14 protein-coding genes, 1 pseudogene and 1 riboswitch are annotated in these 15,229 nt (G+C 32.3%); all 15 genes and pseudogenes read right to left on the minus strand.

Annotated features, from left to right (window positions below; genetic code table 11):
• Positions 1 to 27 precede the first annotated feature (27 nt).
• Positions 28 to 1,014 carry a type IV pilus modification PilV family protein gene (locus BN1075_RS08260; RefSeq protein WP_040192652.1) on the minus strand — a complete coding sequence of 329 codons (987 nt, stop codon included), beginning with the start codon at positions 1,012 to 1,014 and terminating at the stop codon, positions 28 to 30.
• Entirely contained in the window at positions 1,001 to 2,284 is a 1,284-nt protein-coding gene (locus BN1075_RS08265; RefSeq protein ID WP_040192653.1) for a hypothetical protein, read from the minus strand. The genes BN1075_RS08260 and BN1075_RS08265 overlap by 14 nt, the downstream gene beginning before the upstream one ends.
• On the minus strand, positions 2,271 to 2,843 hold the full coding sequence (locus BN1075_RS08270; RefSeq protein ID WP_040192654.1) for a PilN domain-containing protein: 573 nt from the start codon (positions 2,841 to 2,843) through the stop codon (positions 2,271 to 2,273). Before BN1075_RS08270 ends, BN1075_RS08265 begins: the two co-directional genes overlap by 14 nt.
• Positions 2,844 to 2,851: 8 nt before the next feature.
• Positions 2,852 to 4,072: a type IV pilus assembly protein PilM gene (gene pilM, locus BN1075_RS08275; protein ID WP_040192655.1), complete on the minus strand. Its 1,221-nt coding sequence runs from the start codon at positions 4,070 to 4,072 to the stop codon at positions 2,852 to 2,854.
• Between the two features lie 115 nt (positions 4,073 to 4,187).
• Entirely contained in the window at positions 4,188 to 4,676 is a 489-nt protein-coding gene (locus tag BN1075_RS20725; protein WP_052406471.1) for a type II secretion system protein, read from the minus strand.
• Between the two features lie 139 nt (positions 4,677 to 4,815).
• Positions 4,816 to 5,265 (minus strand): type II secretion system protein, encoded by a 450-nt coding sequence (locus BN1075_RS20730; protein WP_052406472.1) that lies wholly within the window; start codon positions 5,263 to 5,265, stop codon positions 4,816 to 4,818.
• Between the two features lie 537 nt (positions 5,266 to 5,802).
• On the minus strand, positions 5,803 to 6,249 hold the full coding sequence (locus BN1075_RS08290) for a type II secretion system protein (protein WP_040192656.1): 447 nt from the start codon (positions 6,247 to 6,249) through the stop codon (positions 5,803 to 5,805).
• Positions 6,250 to 6,328: 79 nt separating this feature from the next.
• Positions 6,329 to 7,534, minus strand: coding sequence for a type II secretion system F family protein (locus tag BN1075_RS08295; RefSeq protein WP_040192657.1), 1,206 nt, complete (start codon positions 7,532 to 7,534; stop codon positions 6,329 to 6,331).
• A gap of 16 nt (positions 7,535 to 7,550) precedes the next feature.
• The gene (locus tag BN1075_RS08300; protein WP_040192658.1) at positions 7,551 to 9,239 is read right to left on the minus strand and encodes a GspE/PulE family protein; all 1,689 of its coding nucleotides are present in this window, start codon (positions 9,237 to 9,239) and stop codon (positions 7,551 to 7,553) included.
• Between the two features lie 36 nt (positions 9,240 to 9,275).
• Positions 9,276 to 10,022, minus strand: coding sequence for a prepilin peptidase (locus BN1075_RS08305; RefSeq protein ID WP_040192659.1), 747 nt, complete (start codon positions 10,020 to 10,022; stop codon positions 9,276 to 9,278).
• A 68-nt stretch (positions 10,023 to 10,090) separates the two neighbouring features.
• Positions 10,091 to 10,174: riboswitch (cyclic di-GMP riboswitch) on the minus strand.
• A 420-nt stretch (positions 10,175 to 10,594) separates the two neighbouring features.
• Entirely contained in the window at positions 10,595 to 12,223 is a 1,629-nt protein-coding gene (groL, locus tag BN1075_RS08310) for a chaperonin GroEL (protein ID WP_040192660.1), read from the minus strand.
• A gap of 15 nt (positions 12,224 to 12,238) precedes the next feature.
• A complete protein-coding gene (locus BN1075_RS08315; RefSeq protein ID WP_040192661.1) occupies positions 12,239 to 12,511 on the minus strand; it encodes a co-chaperone GroES in 273 nt (90 codons plus the stop codon).
• 168 nt (positions 12,512 to 12,679) lie between these two features.
• Entirely contained in the window at positions 12,680 to 13,414 is a 735-nt protein-coding gene (locus BN1075_RS08320; protein ID WP_042387104.1) for a TVP38/TMEM64 family protein, read from the minus strand.
• 43 nt (positions 13,415 to 13,457) lie between these two features.
• A pseudogene (locus BN1075_RS08325) lies at positions 13,458 to 14,345 on the minus strand (DNA-3-methyladenine glycosylase family protein).
• A 275-nt stretch (positions 14,346 to 14,620) separates the two neighbouring features.
• Positions 14,621 to 15,034, minus strand: a complete 414-nt coding sequence (locus BN1075_RS08330; protein WP_040192662.1) for a C-GCAxxG-C-C family (seleno)protein — start codon at positions 15,032 to 15,034, stop codon at positions 14,621 to 14,623.
• Between the last annotated feature and the right edge of the window lie 195 nt (positions 15,035 to 15,229).

Raw genomic sequence — 15,229 nt, forward strand, 5'->3', positions numbered from 1 at the left:
CCTCCTTCCTGGTAATTAAATTAACTCTTAATCATTAGTCCTACTTTTCTTTACAAAGTCAAGACTTAACGTATCTAATAACTTAGTATCCTTTTTACTTTCGAGTTGAATAGAGTATTTGTTTATACCTAACTTCTCACTAATGATATCATCTTCTCCATCACCATCAGGTACGCTTGGAACTTTCTCTTTTTCAACTTCTATCTTATTTGCCTTTTTCACTAGAATATCACTGTCGTTATTACCTGCATTATATGTGTACACTGTAAATCTATTATACTCAGCCCAATCCAAAAATGATTCAAAATCAACAGTGAAATCCCCATTATAATTATCAACTATAACTAAGAATGTATTATAATCACTTTTTTTATCACCAGTATTATCGATATTAAAATAATAATCCCAAAATAAAAATTTTTTCCCTACCTTTATTTTTAAACTATTTTCACTATTGGATGTCGTAATATAATTTCCTATTTTATTAATAGCACTCCCTATTGTTGTGTTAATTATGTCATATGATTTATTTCCATCATAATATACAACACCGTCAACTTGAATATTTTTAAATTCCTCTTTAATATTATTGTTTGAATTATTTTCTTCCTCATCATCCCCTGGTATATTAACAGTTTCACTAAATACTTCTTCAGCTAAAATATGACCACTAATATCAATACCATACTCATTATTAGGTTTTTCAACTAAATACTTAGTTTTACCATCTGCATCAACACCCTGTAATTTTAATATAGCTCCATTAGATAATGATTTTGGTTTTCCTATCTCTTTAGGAAACTCTTCTAAACTTTTAATCTGCTCCATAGTCTCCTGTAGCACCGCACTCGCCTGCTGCTTGTCCTCAGCAGCTTTATTTATCTTCACAGTCCCAAGCACCATATTCCCCATAGGTATTATAAATAAAGCAATAAGGCCTAAGCTCACTACTATTTCTAGCAGTGAGAAGCCTTTTTTCTTTTTATTTTTCATTAAATTCTTACTTGATAACATACTCCACTTTCCCCTTTGCATTTATATTTATACGAGGATTCGTTTTGTCATCATCCATGATGGTTACAATGGCCATTTTCTCTGTAGCATTGCTTGTTACATTTAGATTTACTGTAACTTTATCTTCCACATTTAGTCTTGTAGTAGAATATACTGCTATTTGAATCTTGCCATCTTCTGGATTAATTTCTATCCCTTTTTCACTATAATTTGAAGGATAACTTGAAGTTGGAGTTTTATACTTTGCATAGAACTTACCATCTTCTTCAGTTATTTCTATATCAATATCAACCTTTTCATTTTTATCAAAGTAAACATAGGTATCTCTTGTTGAATCATTAGCTTTCCCTAAGGTAACGCTTGGAAGATCTGAATTTGCTCCCTTTACTGACATTATTACGTCGTAGCCTTCATCCTCTTTGTTTGCAGAAGCGCTAAGCCCTGTACCACCTTCTAAGAATGGGTTTTCTTTTCCGTATGTATTTTCTATTGTCCACTTTAAGTATTCACTGTCTTCCTCTGAAATCTTTGGTATTGAGTAAAACTCTAAATCCAGAGATCCTGATACAGCATCCTCTCCTGAAGCAGATAAAGATAATGTTGGCATTGCCACAAGTCTTGCATAATCAGACACAAGCTTTATAAACTTAGTTGTGTTTGCATAGGTTCCAGTAAATGAAATTGAAACCTTCATCTGTTCAACCATGTTTCCTTCTATAGTTTCTGTTGTTCCTGCCACTGGTTGTTCAACCTCTGTACCTTCAGCGTTTTCAGAACTTTCACCACTGTTTACATCCTCATTATTGCTAGATGAGCCTTCCTCTTTGGCTACTTCTTCACCATTTAAACCTTTAATTTCATTAGCAGGCTTTTCTAAGGTTTCTTCTACTTTTTCGACCTGTTCATCCGCAAAATATTTCTCAACTGGAGCTACAATTACTTCAGAAAAAGATAAACTTCCCTTTATCCCAGCTTCCTTTAAAAGTTCATTTACCTCAAGAATTATCTTTTCCTGATAAAGTTCTGGATAAAGCATCATTGATTTAGAACCAATACTTTCTCTGTAAATTTTTATGTCTGTCTTATTTTTTTCAATAGTATTAACCTTTGTCAGCATTGTTTCATACTTTAAGCTTACTTCCTGTTCCTGAGCTTTAAGTTCCTCAAGCTTTGCAACCTGCTTAACATATATAAACTGATAATAAATTACTCCTATAGCTACAAAGGCTAATAATACTAACAATAGTTTTTCTCTTTTACTTACTTTCATTGTAATACGCCTCCTCTAGCTCACAGGTTATTGAAAATGAAAATACTTCATCTGTGTCTCCCATATCTGATGCAATTCCACCAATATGTGATTTCTTAATAAAGTCTATTTCATTTATATTGTGCTGAAACTCTGCAATAGCTTCTCTAGTTGTTGCCTTAGCACTAATTGACACAACTCCACCACTAAAGTTAATTGAAGAAAATACAACTTCTTTAGGGATTGTAAAACTTATTTCTTCTAAAAAGTTCGGATTTAATTTATTTCTATCTTCAATAAGTGTATAGATATCATTTAAAGCTGTGTTATATCTGTTGTAAGCATCCTTCTCCAAGGAAACTGATTGACTTTCTGCATATTTTTCTTGGAAGGCTGTATCATTGATTTTCGCTTCAATATTTGCAATACCTTTTTTAGTACTAGCTATTCCAATAACATTAGTTGCAGCAGTTACTCCAATTAAAACTGCCATCACAGCTGCGCCCCCACCAATAGCTTTCTTAGTTAAGACATCATTTTCTTTAATCTGGGTTACTTCAAAAAAGTTTAAATCTCTCATGTTATCACCTACAATCTTATTAATGCGCCAATAGCATTTATATACTCTTCAACTGTAGTAATCTTTAAATCCTTATCAAACTCAAGATTATCTACTGTTAAGATATTTGCTGTTGGAATTCTAAGTCTATTTTCAACATAATCATCAAGTCCCTTAAGCTTTGAAGTTCCACCATATAAATAAACATAATCTATCTGCTTGCCACTACTCTTATTTGCATAGAATTGAACAATTCTATTGATATCACTAGCCCACTCATCAACAATCATTGCTACTCCATCATTTATCTCATTGAATTGTCTTTTTCTTCCTACATCAACCTGCTCCATTTTAAGCTTTTCTGCTGCTTCTATTGGAATATCTTTATTATTTGAGATAAACATATCTATAGCTTCTCCACCAACAGGAAGAGTTCTAATAAAGTCAAGTTTTCCTTGATTAACGATAGATATATTTATTGTTTTTGCTCCAAGGTCAATAAACATATTGGTTTTCTCTTTATCCAATAAATCTGCATTAAAAAACTTTGCTAAGTTTGCAACCTTTTTAACTGCGTTATTAGTTAAATCTAAAGCATAAGGATTTAAAAGCATTCTTGTTGTTAAATCCTTATAAGATTCAATAATTCCTTTAGGATAAATAATAGCAAGAATCTTTTGCTTCTCAATTCCATCCACCACTACATCCGCAATCTTCATAAACTGAACTTCATAGTTATTCAAGTTAATACAAAGGAACTGTTGAATCTCATACTCAACCAAGCTCTTAAGCTCCTCCTCCTTATCAACATAAGGCACCACAAGCTCCCTGCTGATTACTGTTGAAGATGAAGAAACAAAAGCTAGCTCCTTTGTTTTAATACCATGACTCTTTAAGTGACTCTTAATAGCTAAAGTTACAGCATCCACCTGTTCAATAACTCCATCACTTAAAATATCCTTTGGTGAAGGAATCTTATCCATCCTTGAAATATGTATCTTTCCACCCTTAACCTTACCTTCAACTACCTTAATATAACTTGTCCCAATATCAATACCAACTAACTTAACACTTGTTGGCTTCTCAGCCTTCTCTTCTTTTCTTCCCTTTGAACTCTTCTTAAACGTTATCTCCTTAGTCCAAATAGACTCCTTCTTTGGCTCTAAAGTAACTCTTTGAAACTCTTCCGTGTCTATATCCTTGCTTTTTATAGGTTCTTCAACCACAGTCCCCTTTTTAAATAATCCCAAAGCTTACACTTCCCTTCGTAAATTAAATATGCAGTCTTTATTTCAAAATGTAATTTTATTTTTTATTTATTAAAACTCACATCAAATATTTATTTGACATGATTTATATTCATCTTTAAAATACTTCTTTCTTTATTAATGTTAATACTTTTATGTCCCCACTTTGTTCTATCCAGATATGATATTTATCTATAACGCCAGTATCCCCCAAGCTACCATCATCTAATATTTGAACATTCGCTTGTGGTGCTTTTACATTGGAGAATGCACTTTTCAAAATTACTTCAGCATCAATTTCATTTAAAGTTTCTCCGCCTATTACTCCTTGTATAATTATATTTTTTAGATTTTTATTATTATCAAAATTAAGAACTATACTATTACTAGATTTATCAACTTTGATTATTTCATCTAAAACCAGTATTGATAAACTTTTCTTAATGCTTTCACAGCTTAATTTATCAGCCTTAATCTTTGAATTTTCCCTAACGCCATTTAAGCTTGGTATAGCAATTAATGCAAGAATAGCCATTACCGCTAAAACTATTACTAATTCTATTAATGAAAAACCTTTGCTTTTAAATTTATATTTCACTTCTTTCATAAATCACCTTAACTCTTGTTTTGTTATTCATTATTAATCATATTTACATTTCTTATATCTCTTAAAATAATGCTTATGCTTACAATTGTAACCGCCTATAACTATTAAAATTTTATTTTGAACTTTACTATAATTGATGTTAATCTTGATTTATCTCAGACTTAAATGTATCAACTGCTATATTCCCATCAGAATCTATATAAATATGATATGAGGTCGCTTTTTCATTTTCTTCTTTAATAAATGCAGTAGACTTTCCTTGTGGTCTTTTAACTTCTATAAATTGATCTAATAGATAATTTTGAACATCATCTGATACCCCTTCAGTACATTGAAAATATAACTTATCATCTTCTTTATAATGCATATCAATAACAGCATTTCTAGGCAATTCAATTTCAGTCTCTGCCACTAATAATATCCTATTTATAACTTCCATACTCTGCTTATCAGCTTTATTTCTTGAACTATCTCTTACTGCTGTAAAATCAGGTATAGCTATCAAAGTAATAATTGCCATTACAGCCAGTACAATTATTAGTTCAATTAAGCTAAAACCATTTTTACCTAATCTTTTATTTTTTCTCATGTTAAGTCTCCCATTGATTATTATTTCTAAATGTATATTTAGTGACCTTATAATATTTAAACACCCTAATAGGTATATTAAATTACTAAAATTCTTGTGTGTGGCAAACTCTGTGGAAAAGCACTAATTTCACATATATTTATAAAATATAGTAGCTTACATCCTTTTATCTACTGCCTACCACTTTTGTATAACTTAATGTGATTTTAAGGAAACATCCTCCACAAATATCCTTAACCCATTGTATTTACTAGCTTTACACCTGTGGCAAACTTTGTGGAAAACTCTGTGGCAAACTTCTATAACAATGCTTTGCCACAAATTTAAAATCATCTTCTAATTTATAAATATTACTTTGCCACATTTTTTCGTAAAGTTGTGGCAAAGTATTTCCCAACTAAATTTCAATAAATTAAGAACCCCAAAGGCACTAACGTGGGAAAACTTAGGCTAGTCCCTAACATTTTGTGCCCTTGGGGCTTTACTTTTACATTTTTTCACATCAATAGAGATGCTACTTAGATCTACTGCTAGAAGTTAATTAGTAGATACTGTTACATCACCTGTATCTGAAATTACAATAGTATATCCTACTAAAGCATTAGTAGTTGTTGTTTCCTCATCGCCAGCCGTTGTTACTGATTTTTTATTTGCTTGTGGCTTTTTTACTTCTGCTAAAGCAGTCGTAAGTTTATCTTCACCTGTAATATCTGCATTCTCTGCTACAGTTGCTTTTTCTGGAGTTCCTGTGAAAGTTACAGCAAGTGTACCTTTACCTTTTAATGTATCATCCGCTGTTAACATTAAAACAGTTCGCTTAATGGTTTCACAACTTTGCTTATCTGCTTTTAATTTAGAATTATCTCTAACAGCTGTAAAATTAGGTATAGCTATTAACGCTATAATAGCCATTACTGCAAGTACAATAATAAGTTCGATTAATGAAAATCCTTTTTTCTTTTTTTGATTTGCTCTTTTAATCATTTTAAAAGACCCCCTATGTATTCTAATTTTTTTATTTATCCTAAACGGTTTCCCGTAAAGACCTTTGTTAATTGAATTCCTACATCATTGTTTCATACATTCCAAACATTGGTGATAGTATTGCAATTACTAAGAATCCTACAATTACTCCCATGATTACAATCATGATTGGTTCTAGGATTGCTGTGAAGTTTGCGATGGCTCTTTCCAACTCTTCGTCGTAGAAGTTGGCTGTTTTTTCTAGGATTCCATCCATGTCTCCTGATTCCTCACCAATTTTTATCATTGACGCAAGCATTGGTGGAAATATATCAGCTTCTCTTATGGTTTCTGATAAGGATTCACCAATGAGCATTTTTTCTTTAACAGTTTTCAGCTTTGATTGCGCAAAGTTGTTTCCAACTACTCCAGAGATGATGTCTAGTGAGCTGGTTAAGGATAATCCTGCTCCAAGGACCGTTGATAGTCCTCTTGCAAATCTTGATACTACTGTTTTTCCATTTAAGTCTTTAAAGGGTGAGTATTTTAACTGGAAGATGCTATACATGTAAATTCCTGTGTCAACTCTAGTTATGTAGTATCTTAAGGCTATAACTGCTATTGCTGTTACTCCAAAGATTGCAAAGAAGTTATTCTTTAGGAATTCTGATAACACAAGAATAGCTTGTGTTACAGCTGGTAAAGCTGATTCAGATGATTCAAACATATCAACGAACATTGGCATTAAGTAAATTAATATGAAACTTACTATCGCCACCGTTACAACTCCTAGAATTATTGGATAAATCATGGCATTTTTAATTTTTCCATTCATCTTTGTTTGGTTTTCATAATAAACTGCCATTCTATTCATTATTGAATCTAAGGTTCCACTACTTTCTCCAACTTGAACCATGCTGATTAAAAGCTTTGGAAATTCATCCTCATATTTTGCCATGGCTGTTGAAAGCTCTTCACCTTTTCTTATATCTTCATTAACCTTTGTTAGGATATTTTTTAATTTCTTGTTTGGAATCTGATCTGCTAAAATTCCAATGGAATAAGTTATCGAAACTCCAGCTTCAAGCATGGTTGCAAGCTGTCTACAAAAGATTGATATATCCTTTGTGTTTATTTTCTTACTTCCAAGGACAATATCCTTACTTCCTGTTACTTCTTCTATTGCAAGTGGTGAATATCCATTAGCAGTTATAACTCCTAGTACTTCATCTCTTGTTTTAGCTTTATGGATTCCTTTAATAATTTCACCCTTAGGGTTTATGGCTTTATACCTAAACTCTGCCATAGGCTATCCTCCCCCTTTATAAGTTATCTGCGAAGATTATCTTCATCATTTCCTCTATAGTAGTTTGTCCACTTAAAACTAACTCTTTAGCACTCATGGCTAAAGTCTTCATACCTTTTTTAATTGCTAAGTCCTTTACCTCATCAGAGTTACTGGTTTTTAAAATTAAATCCTTTAAATCTCTATCGATGTTCATTATTTCATAAACACCCATTCTTCCAGCATAACCTGTATGATTACATGCTGCACAGCCTTTTCCTTTATAGTGAACTGCTTCTTCATTTTCACTTACTCCAAGGAGCCTTCTTTCAGCAACATCTGCTGGAATAGCTTCCTTACAGTGTGGACAAATTCTTCTCACAAGTCTTTGAGCTATAACACCCTTTAAAGCTGTTGCAACCATGAATGGCTCTACACCCATATCCACAAGTCTCATTACTGATGACGGTGCATCATTAGTGTGCAGCGTGCTTAAAACTAAGTGACCAGTGATAGCGGCTCTGATTCCTATTTCAGCAGTTTCACTATCTCTCATCTCTCCTATCATTACTATGTCAGGGTCTTGTCTTAATATTGAACGAAGACCACTGGCAAAGGTTAGTCCTACTTTGCTGTTTACGTTAATTTGATTTATTCCTTCTAAGGAATACTCAACTGGATCCTCAACAGTTACAATGTTCTTTTCATTATCATTTAGTTCACTTAAAACTGTATAAAGAGTTGTGGATTTACCACTTCCCGTTGGACCTGTTACAAGAATAATTCCATGAGGTGCTGAAATAATATCATCCAGCTTTCCTAAATCCTCTTTACTCATTCCCAGTCTTTCTCTGCCAACCTTATAGTTACTTCTATCAAGTATTCTTATAACTACCTTTTCACCAGTTATAAGTGGAAGTATAGATACACGCATGTCCACATTTTTATTGTTTATGTTAGTAACAATTCTTCCATCTTGTGGCACTCTTCTCTCAGCTATATTAAGGTCTGCAAGAATCTTAATTCTAGTAACAATTCCCGATAAAACATCTATACTTAAGGTTGAAATTTCATTTAATACTCCATCAACTCTGAAGCGAACTCTTATAAACTTTTCATAAGGCTCAATGTGAATATCTGAAGCTCTTTGCTCAACTGCATTTTTAAGAAGTGAATCTACTAATTTTACAGTTGGAGCGTTTTTAACATCGTCCATCTTATCAATATCATCAGCCTTGATACTTGTAACTGCTACAGTCTTATTAATCTCATTTATAGCATTTTCAACACTTCTTCCAGAGTAATATCTGTCAGTTGCATTTCTTATTTCATCACTTGTAGCTATATAAGCTTTTACTCTTCTGCCTGTATTAATCTCAACATCATCTATAGCAAAGATATTTAATGGATCTGAAACTGCAACTTTAATAAGTCCGTCCTCTACATAGAAAGGAAATATATCATACTTTTTGCATAGAGTTTCACTTACCAAACTAACTGCTCTAGTATCTATATCAATGGCACTTAAGGTAACCATATCAATTCCAAGCTGTTCTTTAAGAACCTCTATAATTTCTATTTCAGATAATATACCCTCATCTACTATAAGCTGACCAAGCTTTTTCTTTTTCACCTTTTGCATTTCTAAAACTTCATTTAACTGAGTCCTAGTTATTTTATTAGCTTTAACTAACAAATCACCTAATCTAACGTTATTTCTAGCCATTTTCTTCCCCCCATTTCCGTTTATTTTTCTATTTATTTAACCTAATCCTGTTAATTTCAATATCAGTGTTTCTCCCATTAATAAAGCTACATAAGCTCCTATTGCTAAGCTTGGTCCTAACGGCATATAATCAGTTTTTGACTTTTTCTTCATAAGAATCAATGTAATCCCTATAGCTCCTCCTATAATAAAAGATATAAGAATAAAATATATTTCAAGCTTCCATCCAAGGAACACTCCACACAGTACCGCAATTTCAATGTCTCCTGCTCCAAAGCCTCCTGTTAAAATATATATTCCTCCAATTATAAAAAGCCCTATGAGCGCTGCTACAACATAATTAATTAAACTTCCTGAATATATGATTCTTTCCAATATTGCGAATATTATTCCCGCAGCAATCCCTGGATACACAACACAGGAATAAACATCCGTTGTATCATAATCAATAAGAGCAATAACTATCAAAAATAAAGTTAAAACCCCATATTTAAAGAATTCAAAGGTCAGTCCATATCTAAGATATATTCCAAACCAAAGCAGTCCGGTTAACACCTCAACCCCAGGATATCTCAATGAAATCTTCTGCCCACAGTATCTGCATTTTCCCTTAAGGAATACGTAACTTAATACTGGCACTAGATCTAACCATCCAAGTCTATGATTACAACTTCCACAATGTGAAGGTGGTAAAACTATAGACTCCTCATTAGGTATTCTGTATATGCAAACGTTTAAAAAACTCCCTATTACTATACCGTATATAAATATTATTAAACTCATATCTATTCCTTTATTTATAATTTATTCAAAAAAATGTATGTATATTGATATAAAAAATGACTAAATTCTAGAATTTAGTCGGTTGTACCATTAACTCCAAAACTCCAAGGTACCCAAATACTGGAGGTTTCTTCATAGTTTCTTTAATTCTTACAAAATTTTTTTGTATTTGCTTTTAACTTTATATAACCTATATAATTACATAATTAAATATACCATGTTTTGGGTGATTTTTCTATATTTTTTTCACTATTTTTCTATATTTTTTATTATTTTTCATCCTTTTTATTCCACATGTTTCTCTTAACCTTATTTATTCCTACATGTTTGTTTATTTCTACAATACAAATATAAACGTATACTTATCTTACTCTTTCCAACTTACTTGCAATACAATTCTAACTTTATAAAAATACTATAAATTTGAATACATCCTCGAAGATAATAAAACGCTAAAAACATAACTTCCATTAAATAAAAAAGGTTTAAAAGCAAAGCTTTTAAACCTCTTTCATTCAAAGGAATTTCAAAGAAACTTCCTCGTAAATTCTAAGTTTTTAATTCTTAATTTATTAGTACATTCCGTCCATTCCCATTCCTGGAGCTCCTGCCATTGGCGCTGGATTCTTTTCTGGAATGTCTACTACTGCGGCTTCTGTTGTAAGGAATGTTGAAGCTACAGAAGCTGCATTTTGAAGAGCACTTCTTGTAACCTTAGTTGGGTCAACGATACCAACTTTAATCATATCAACATATTTATCTCTTAGAGCATCATATCCAATTTCAACACCAGAAGTTCTTACCTTTTCAACTACTACTGAAGCTTCTTCTCCAGCATTTGTAACTATTTGTCTTAGTGGCTCTTCAAGAGCTCTTCTTATGATATTTATACCAACTTGAATCTCTGGAACGTCAGAAGTTAACTCTGCAACTGCTGGGATAGCATTAATGTATGCAGTTCCACCTCCTGCAACGATTCCTTCTTCAACTGCAGCTTTTGTTGCAGCAAGAGCATCTTCTATTCTTAACTTTCTCTCTTTAAGTTCTGTTTCTGTAGCAGCTCCAACTTTGATAACTGCAACTCCACCAGCAAGCTTAGCAAGTCTTTCATTTAATTTTTCTCTATCAAAATCAGAAGTTGTATCTTCCATTTGTTTTTTAATTTGATTTACTCTTGAAGCAATGTCTTCTTTGTAACCTTTACCGTTTACGATAACAGTAACGTCTTTGGAAACCTTAACGCTATCACATCTTCCAAGCATTTCTATAGTAGCATCCTTAATGTCATAGCCTAATTCTTCAGATATTACAGTACCACCTGTTAAAACAGCGATGTCTTGTAACATTTCTTTTCTTCTGTCTCCAAAACCTGGAGCTTTAACAGCAACACAAGTGAAGGTTCCTCTTAACTTGTTAACTACTAGTGTAGCTATAGCTTCACCTTCAACATCTTCAGCTATTATTAATAACTTCTTACCTTGTTGAACGATTTGCTCTAATATTGGAAGTAACTCTTGGATGTTAGTTACTTTCTTATCTGTAATTAAAATGTATGGGTTTTCTAAAACAGCTTCCATCTTATCTGTGTCAGTTACCATGTAGGCACTTAAGTATCCTCTGTCGAACTGCATTCCTTCAACAACTTCAAGTTCAGTTCCCATAGTTTTTGATTCTTCAACAGTGATAACCCCTTCGTTACCAACCTTCTCCATAGCTGTTGCAATTAATGCACCAATTTCTTCGTCTGCTGCAGAAATAGCTGCAACTCTAGCGATATCTTCTTTTCCATCAACTTCTTTAGAGCATTTCTTTATTTCTTCTACTGCTTTATCTACAGCTACTCTGATACCATTTCTTATTAACATTGGATTTGAACCCGCTGTAACGTTCTTAAGTCCTTCTCTTATTATTGCTTGAGCAAGAACTGTTGCAGTTGTAGTTCCATCTCCTGCTACGTCATTAGTTTTGTTTGCAACTTCTTTAACAAGCTGAGCTCCCATGTTTTCATAAGCATCCTCAAGCTCTATTTCTCTTGCTATAGTAACACCATCATTTGTTATTAATGGTGATCCAAATTTTTTATCTAATACTACATTTCTTCCTTTTGGTCCTAAAGTAACTTTTACTGTATCAGCAAGAACGTCTACACCTCTTTGCATAGCTCTTCTTGATTCTTCACCGAATAATATTTTCTTAGCCATAAATGTCTACCTCCCTTATTCTATAACAGCAAGTATTTCATCTTGCTTTAAAATCATATATTCTTGTCCGTCAACCTTAACTTCAGTTCCTGCAAATTTAGAGAATATTATCTTGTCTCCAACTTGAACTTCCATTTTAACCTCTGCTGTTCCTGGACCTGCAGCAATAACTACAGCCTCTTGTGGTTTTTCTTTTGATGTTCCAGCTAGAACTATTCCACCTCTAGTTACCTCTTCTGTTTCTACTCTTTTAATAACAACTCTGTCACCAAGTGGTCTAATGCTCATATAAAACCCTCCTAAATTTAATGTAATATATATTTTTTCTTATCTTACATCTTGTTAGCACTCTCACTCATTGAGTGCTAACCTCTATAATTAATAATAAAGAATTATTATTTCATTATCAAATCTTCTATTATATGTAATTCAACTAATCCATGCCATTTTGCAAGATTATCTCTTATTATCTTTGTTTTTCAAAGACTTTCTTCCTTTTTCACTAAGAATGTTATGGAAAAATTCAACAATGCTGTGTCCCTTTAAAATTCCTACTAAAAATAGCGTTCCTGATATAAGGGCTATGGCTATAGTTGTAACATAATTACCTTGATTAATACCATGACCAAATACAGCTGAAGCTATTATCCAAGGAAGCCTTCCAAGAGAAGAATAAATGATAAAATCAATAATTCTCACATTTGAAATGCCAGCTACGTACACAAGAATATCTTTAGGGATACCTGGGATAAAATAAATAATAAAAATAGCTATATTGTTGCTTCCAGCATCTAAGATTTTTTTAAGCTTAGTTAAGTTATTTCTTTCAATGAGTCCATTGATATATTTCTTTCCAAGAATCTTTGCAACAAAATAGCCTATCATACTTCCAATTATAATCCCTACGGAGGATGCCAATCCCCCTATAATCGGTCCAAAAATATATCCTCCTGCTATCTGCACTACTTCTCCTGGAATAAAGAAAATTACCACCTGAAGAATCTGAAGTACAATAAAAGCTAAAATACTGTAACTGCCAAAGGAAAGAATTAAGTCTCTAATTTTAACCGGGTCTCTAAATATAGTGAACTCCTTAGAGAATTCATAATAAACAAAGCCTATCACTGCTATAACTAAAACTGCAATAAACCCATTTATAATATATTTTTTTACCTTCCCTTTTTCTTTCATTTCACTCTTAGCCCCCATTACAAGATAGCATGAGGATTAAAAACTAATCCTCATCTATTTTTATATTATTCTCTCTAGCATAATAGAACAAATATTGCTGAGCAAAGCCTGATAGATTACCAAACTTATCTCTTGCAAACTGCCTTATCTTTGGAAGTGATACGTCTGGCGCAACATAAAAATACTGCATTGCTCTCTTAACCCATACATCCACCGGGAATGCAGAGTATTTACCCATAGAAAACAGCATGATACAATCTGCAACCTTCGGCCCAACACCACTAAAATTCTTAAGCCCTTCATGTCAGGTATCATCATCACTTAATCTGATTGCAGTTAAATCATAGGTTCCATTAGCTAAATCCTCTAAAGCTTTAACTATATATTTTGCTCTGAAACCTACACCTAAGCCTTCAACTTCTTCTAAAGTAGCCTCTTGGAACTCTTTTATAGTAGGAAAAGCATAATATGTCTCTCCATTATATTCAAGCTTCTTGCCATAGGTTCTGCTGATATTTTCAATAGCTCTCTTAATCATTGGAATTCTATTGTTAGCAGATATTATAAATGAAATCAACATTTCAAAAGGATCCTGCTGTAATAACCTTATTCCATAACCAAACTCTACAGCCTTTCTTAAAAGTTCATCCTGTTCAAATTCTGCCTTAATTGCTGAATAATCTCTTTCTAAATCAAAATACTCAACCCAGATTTTATTAAAATCCTTTAAATTTGTATTATATATAGTAACGGTATCACCATGTTTTTCAACTTCTATAACTCTTCCAAAGGCAACTCCAATATAATTACCATTTGACTGTTGATTCCATCTAAAACATTGTCCACAGTCAAAAATATGTGGAAGTTCAAAGTTTTTAACTTCAGTTAATATTACTTTCCCTTCTTTTTCAATTGCTTCTTTAAAATCCACGAATATACCTCCTCTTTTGCTCATTAAATTAAAGATTAAGAATGAAAACTTAATAATTAGTATTAAAACTCCTTAATTAGTCTCTTTATGTTAATAATTCCTTAGAAATTCTTTACTTCATCCTTTGTCCTTCAACTTTAATTTTTCATTTCTCATCTAAGTATTATTCACTTCTATAGCATATTTAAAGCATGTTTTCTGATAATTTAACATAAATTTAAGTTTCCTTATTAATTTCTTCTTAAAAACCTTATATCCTTTAATTTAATTACCCTTTAATTTAATGCTTTTATTTCCCTTGTTATAATCTTATCCAAAATCTCTGCTCCTACTTCCACAAGCTTTATACATCTAATCTCATCATTTCTATAAAGCTGTTTTAAAGCTGCACAGTTTAAAGTTGAACACTTATTTTTAAATTTATCCATGAATTCCCTTGTAAGGCCTTTAACATATTCACTCTCATGAGCTCTTTCCTTTGTAAACATTATTCCAAGAACACAAATTGCTCCCGTTGCCACTCCACAAGTATCTTCAATCGCCATGCCGCCACCAAAGGCTGCCATTGTCTTAAAAGTTTCCTTAGTTAAGTTCAGCTCATATTCTTCATTAGCCGCGTATAATATTGTTTCCGCACAATTTAAATCATACTCACCGTCATAAAATTTTCTTACTTTATTTAATAACATCTTTCTCCCTCCTTATCCTTTGATTTTATTCCGTTATCTCCAAAACAAAAATTTTAACTTTTAATTTAATTACCCATTGTTTACCTTTACTATATTTATACTATAAAAGAGTCACCTTTTAAAGGATTTTACATAACTTTAAAAGATGGCTCTTAAGTAAGTGGCCAAAACTGACACTTTCAATTTTAAATTTAA

Source organism: Clostridium culturomicium (assembly GCF_000821305.1).
Taxonomy (GTDB): domain Bacteria; phylum Bacillota; class Clostridia; order Clostridiales; family Clostridiaceae; genus Clostridium_J; species Clostridium_J culturomicium.

Excerpts from the sequence above, each read along its gene's own strand:
- BN1075_RS08320 (WP_042387104.1), bottom strand. The coding sequence starts at position 13,414 with ATGAAAGAAAAAGGGAAGGTAAAAAAATATATTATAAATGGGTTTATT.
- groL (WP_040192660.1), bottom strand. The coding sequence starts at position 12,223 with ATGGCTAAGAAAATATTATTCGGTGAAGAATCAAGAAGAGCTATGCAA.
- BN1075_RS08315 (WP_040192661.1), bottom strand. The coding sequence starts at position 12,511 with ATGAGCATTAGACCACTTGGTGACAGAGTTGTTATTAAAAGAGTAGAA.
- BN1075_RS20730 (WP_052406472.1), bottom strand. The coding sequence starts at position 5,265 with ATGAGAAAAAATAAAAGATTAGGTAAAAATGGTTTTAGCTTAATTGAA.
- BN1075_RS08260 (WP_040192652.1), bottom strand. The coding sequence starts at position 1,014 with ATGTTATCAAGTAAGAATTTAATGAAAAATAAAAAGAAAAAAGGCTTC.
- BN1075_RS20725 (WP_052406471.1), bottom strand. The coding sequence starts at position 4,676 with ATGAAAGAAGTGAAATATAAATTTAAAAGCAAAGGTTTTTCATTAATA.
- BN1075_RS08290 (WP_040192656.1), bottom strand. The coding sequence starts at position 6,249 with ATGATTAAAAGAGCAAATCAAAAAAAGAAAAAAGGATTTTCATTAATC.
- BN1075_RS08300 (WP_040192658.1), bottom strand. The coding sequence starts at position 9,239 with ATGGCTAGAAATAACGTTAGATTAGGTGATTTGTTAGTTAAAGCTAAT.
- BN1075_RS08330 (WP_040192662.1), bottom strand. The coding sequence starts at position 15,034 with ATGTTATTAAATAAAGTAAGAAAATTTTATGACGGTGAGTATGATTTA.
- BN1075_RS08305 (WP_040192659.1), bottom strand. The coding sequence starts at position 10,022 with ATGAGTTTAATAATATTTATATACGGTATAGTAATAGGGAGTTTTTTA.
- BN1075_RS08295 (WP_040192657.1), bottom strand. The coding sequence starts at position 7,534 with ATGGCAGAGTTTAGGTATAAAGCCATAAACCCTAAGGGTGAAATTATT.
- BN1075_RS08270 (WP_040192654.1), bottom strand. The coding sequence starts at position 2,843 with ATGAGAGATTTAAACTTTTTTGAAGTAACCCAGATTAAAGAAAATGAT.
- BN1075_RS08265 (WP_040192653.1), bottom strand. The coding sequence starts at position 2,284 with ATGAAAGTAAGTAAAAGAGAAAAACTATTGTTAGTATTATTAGCCTTT.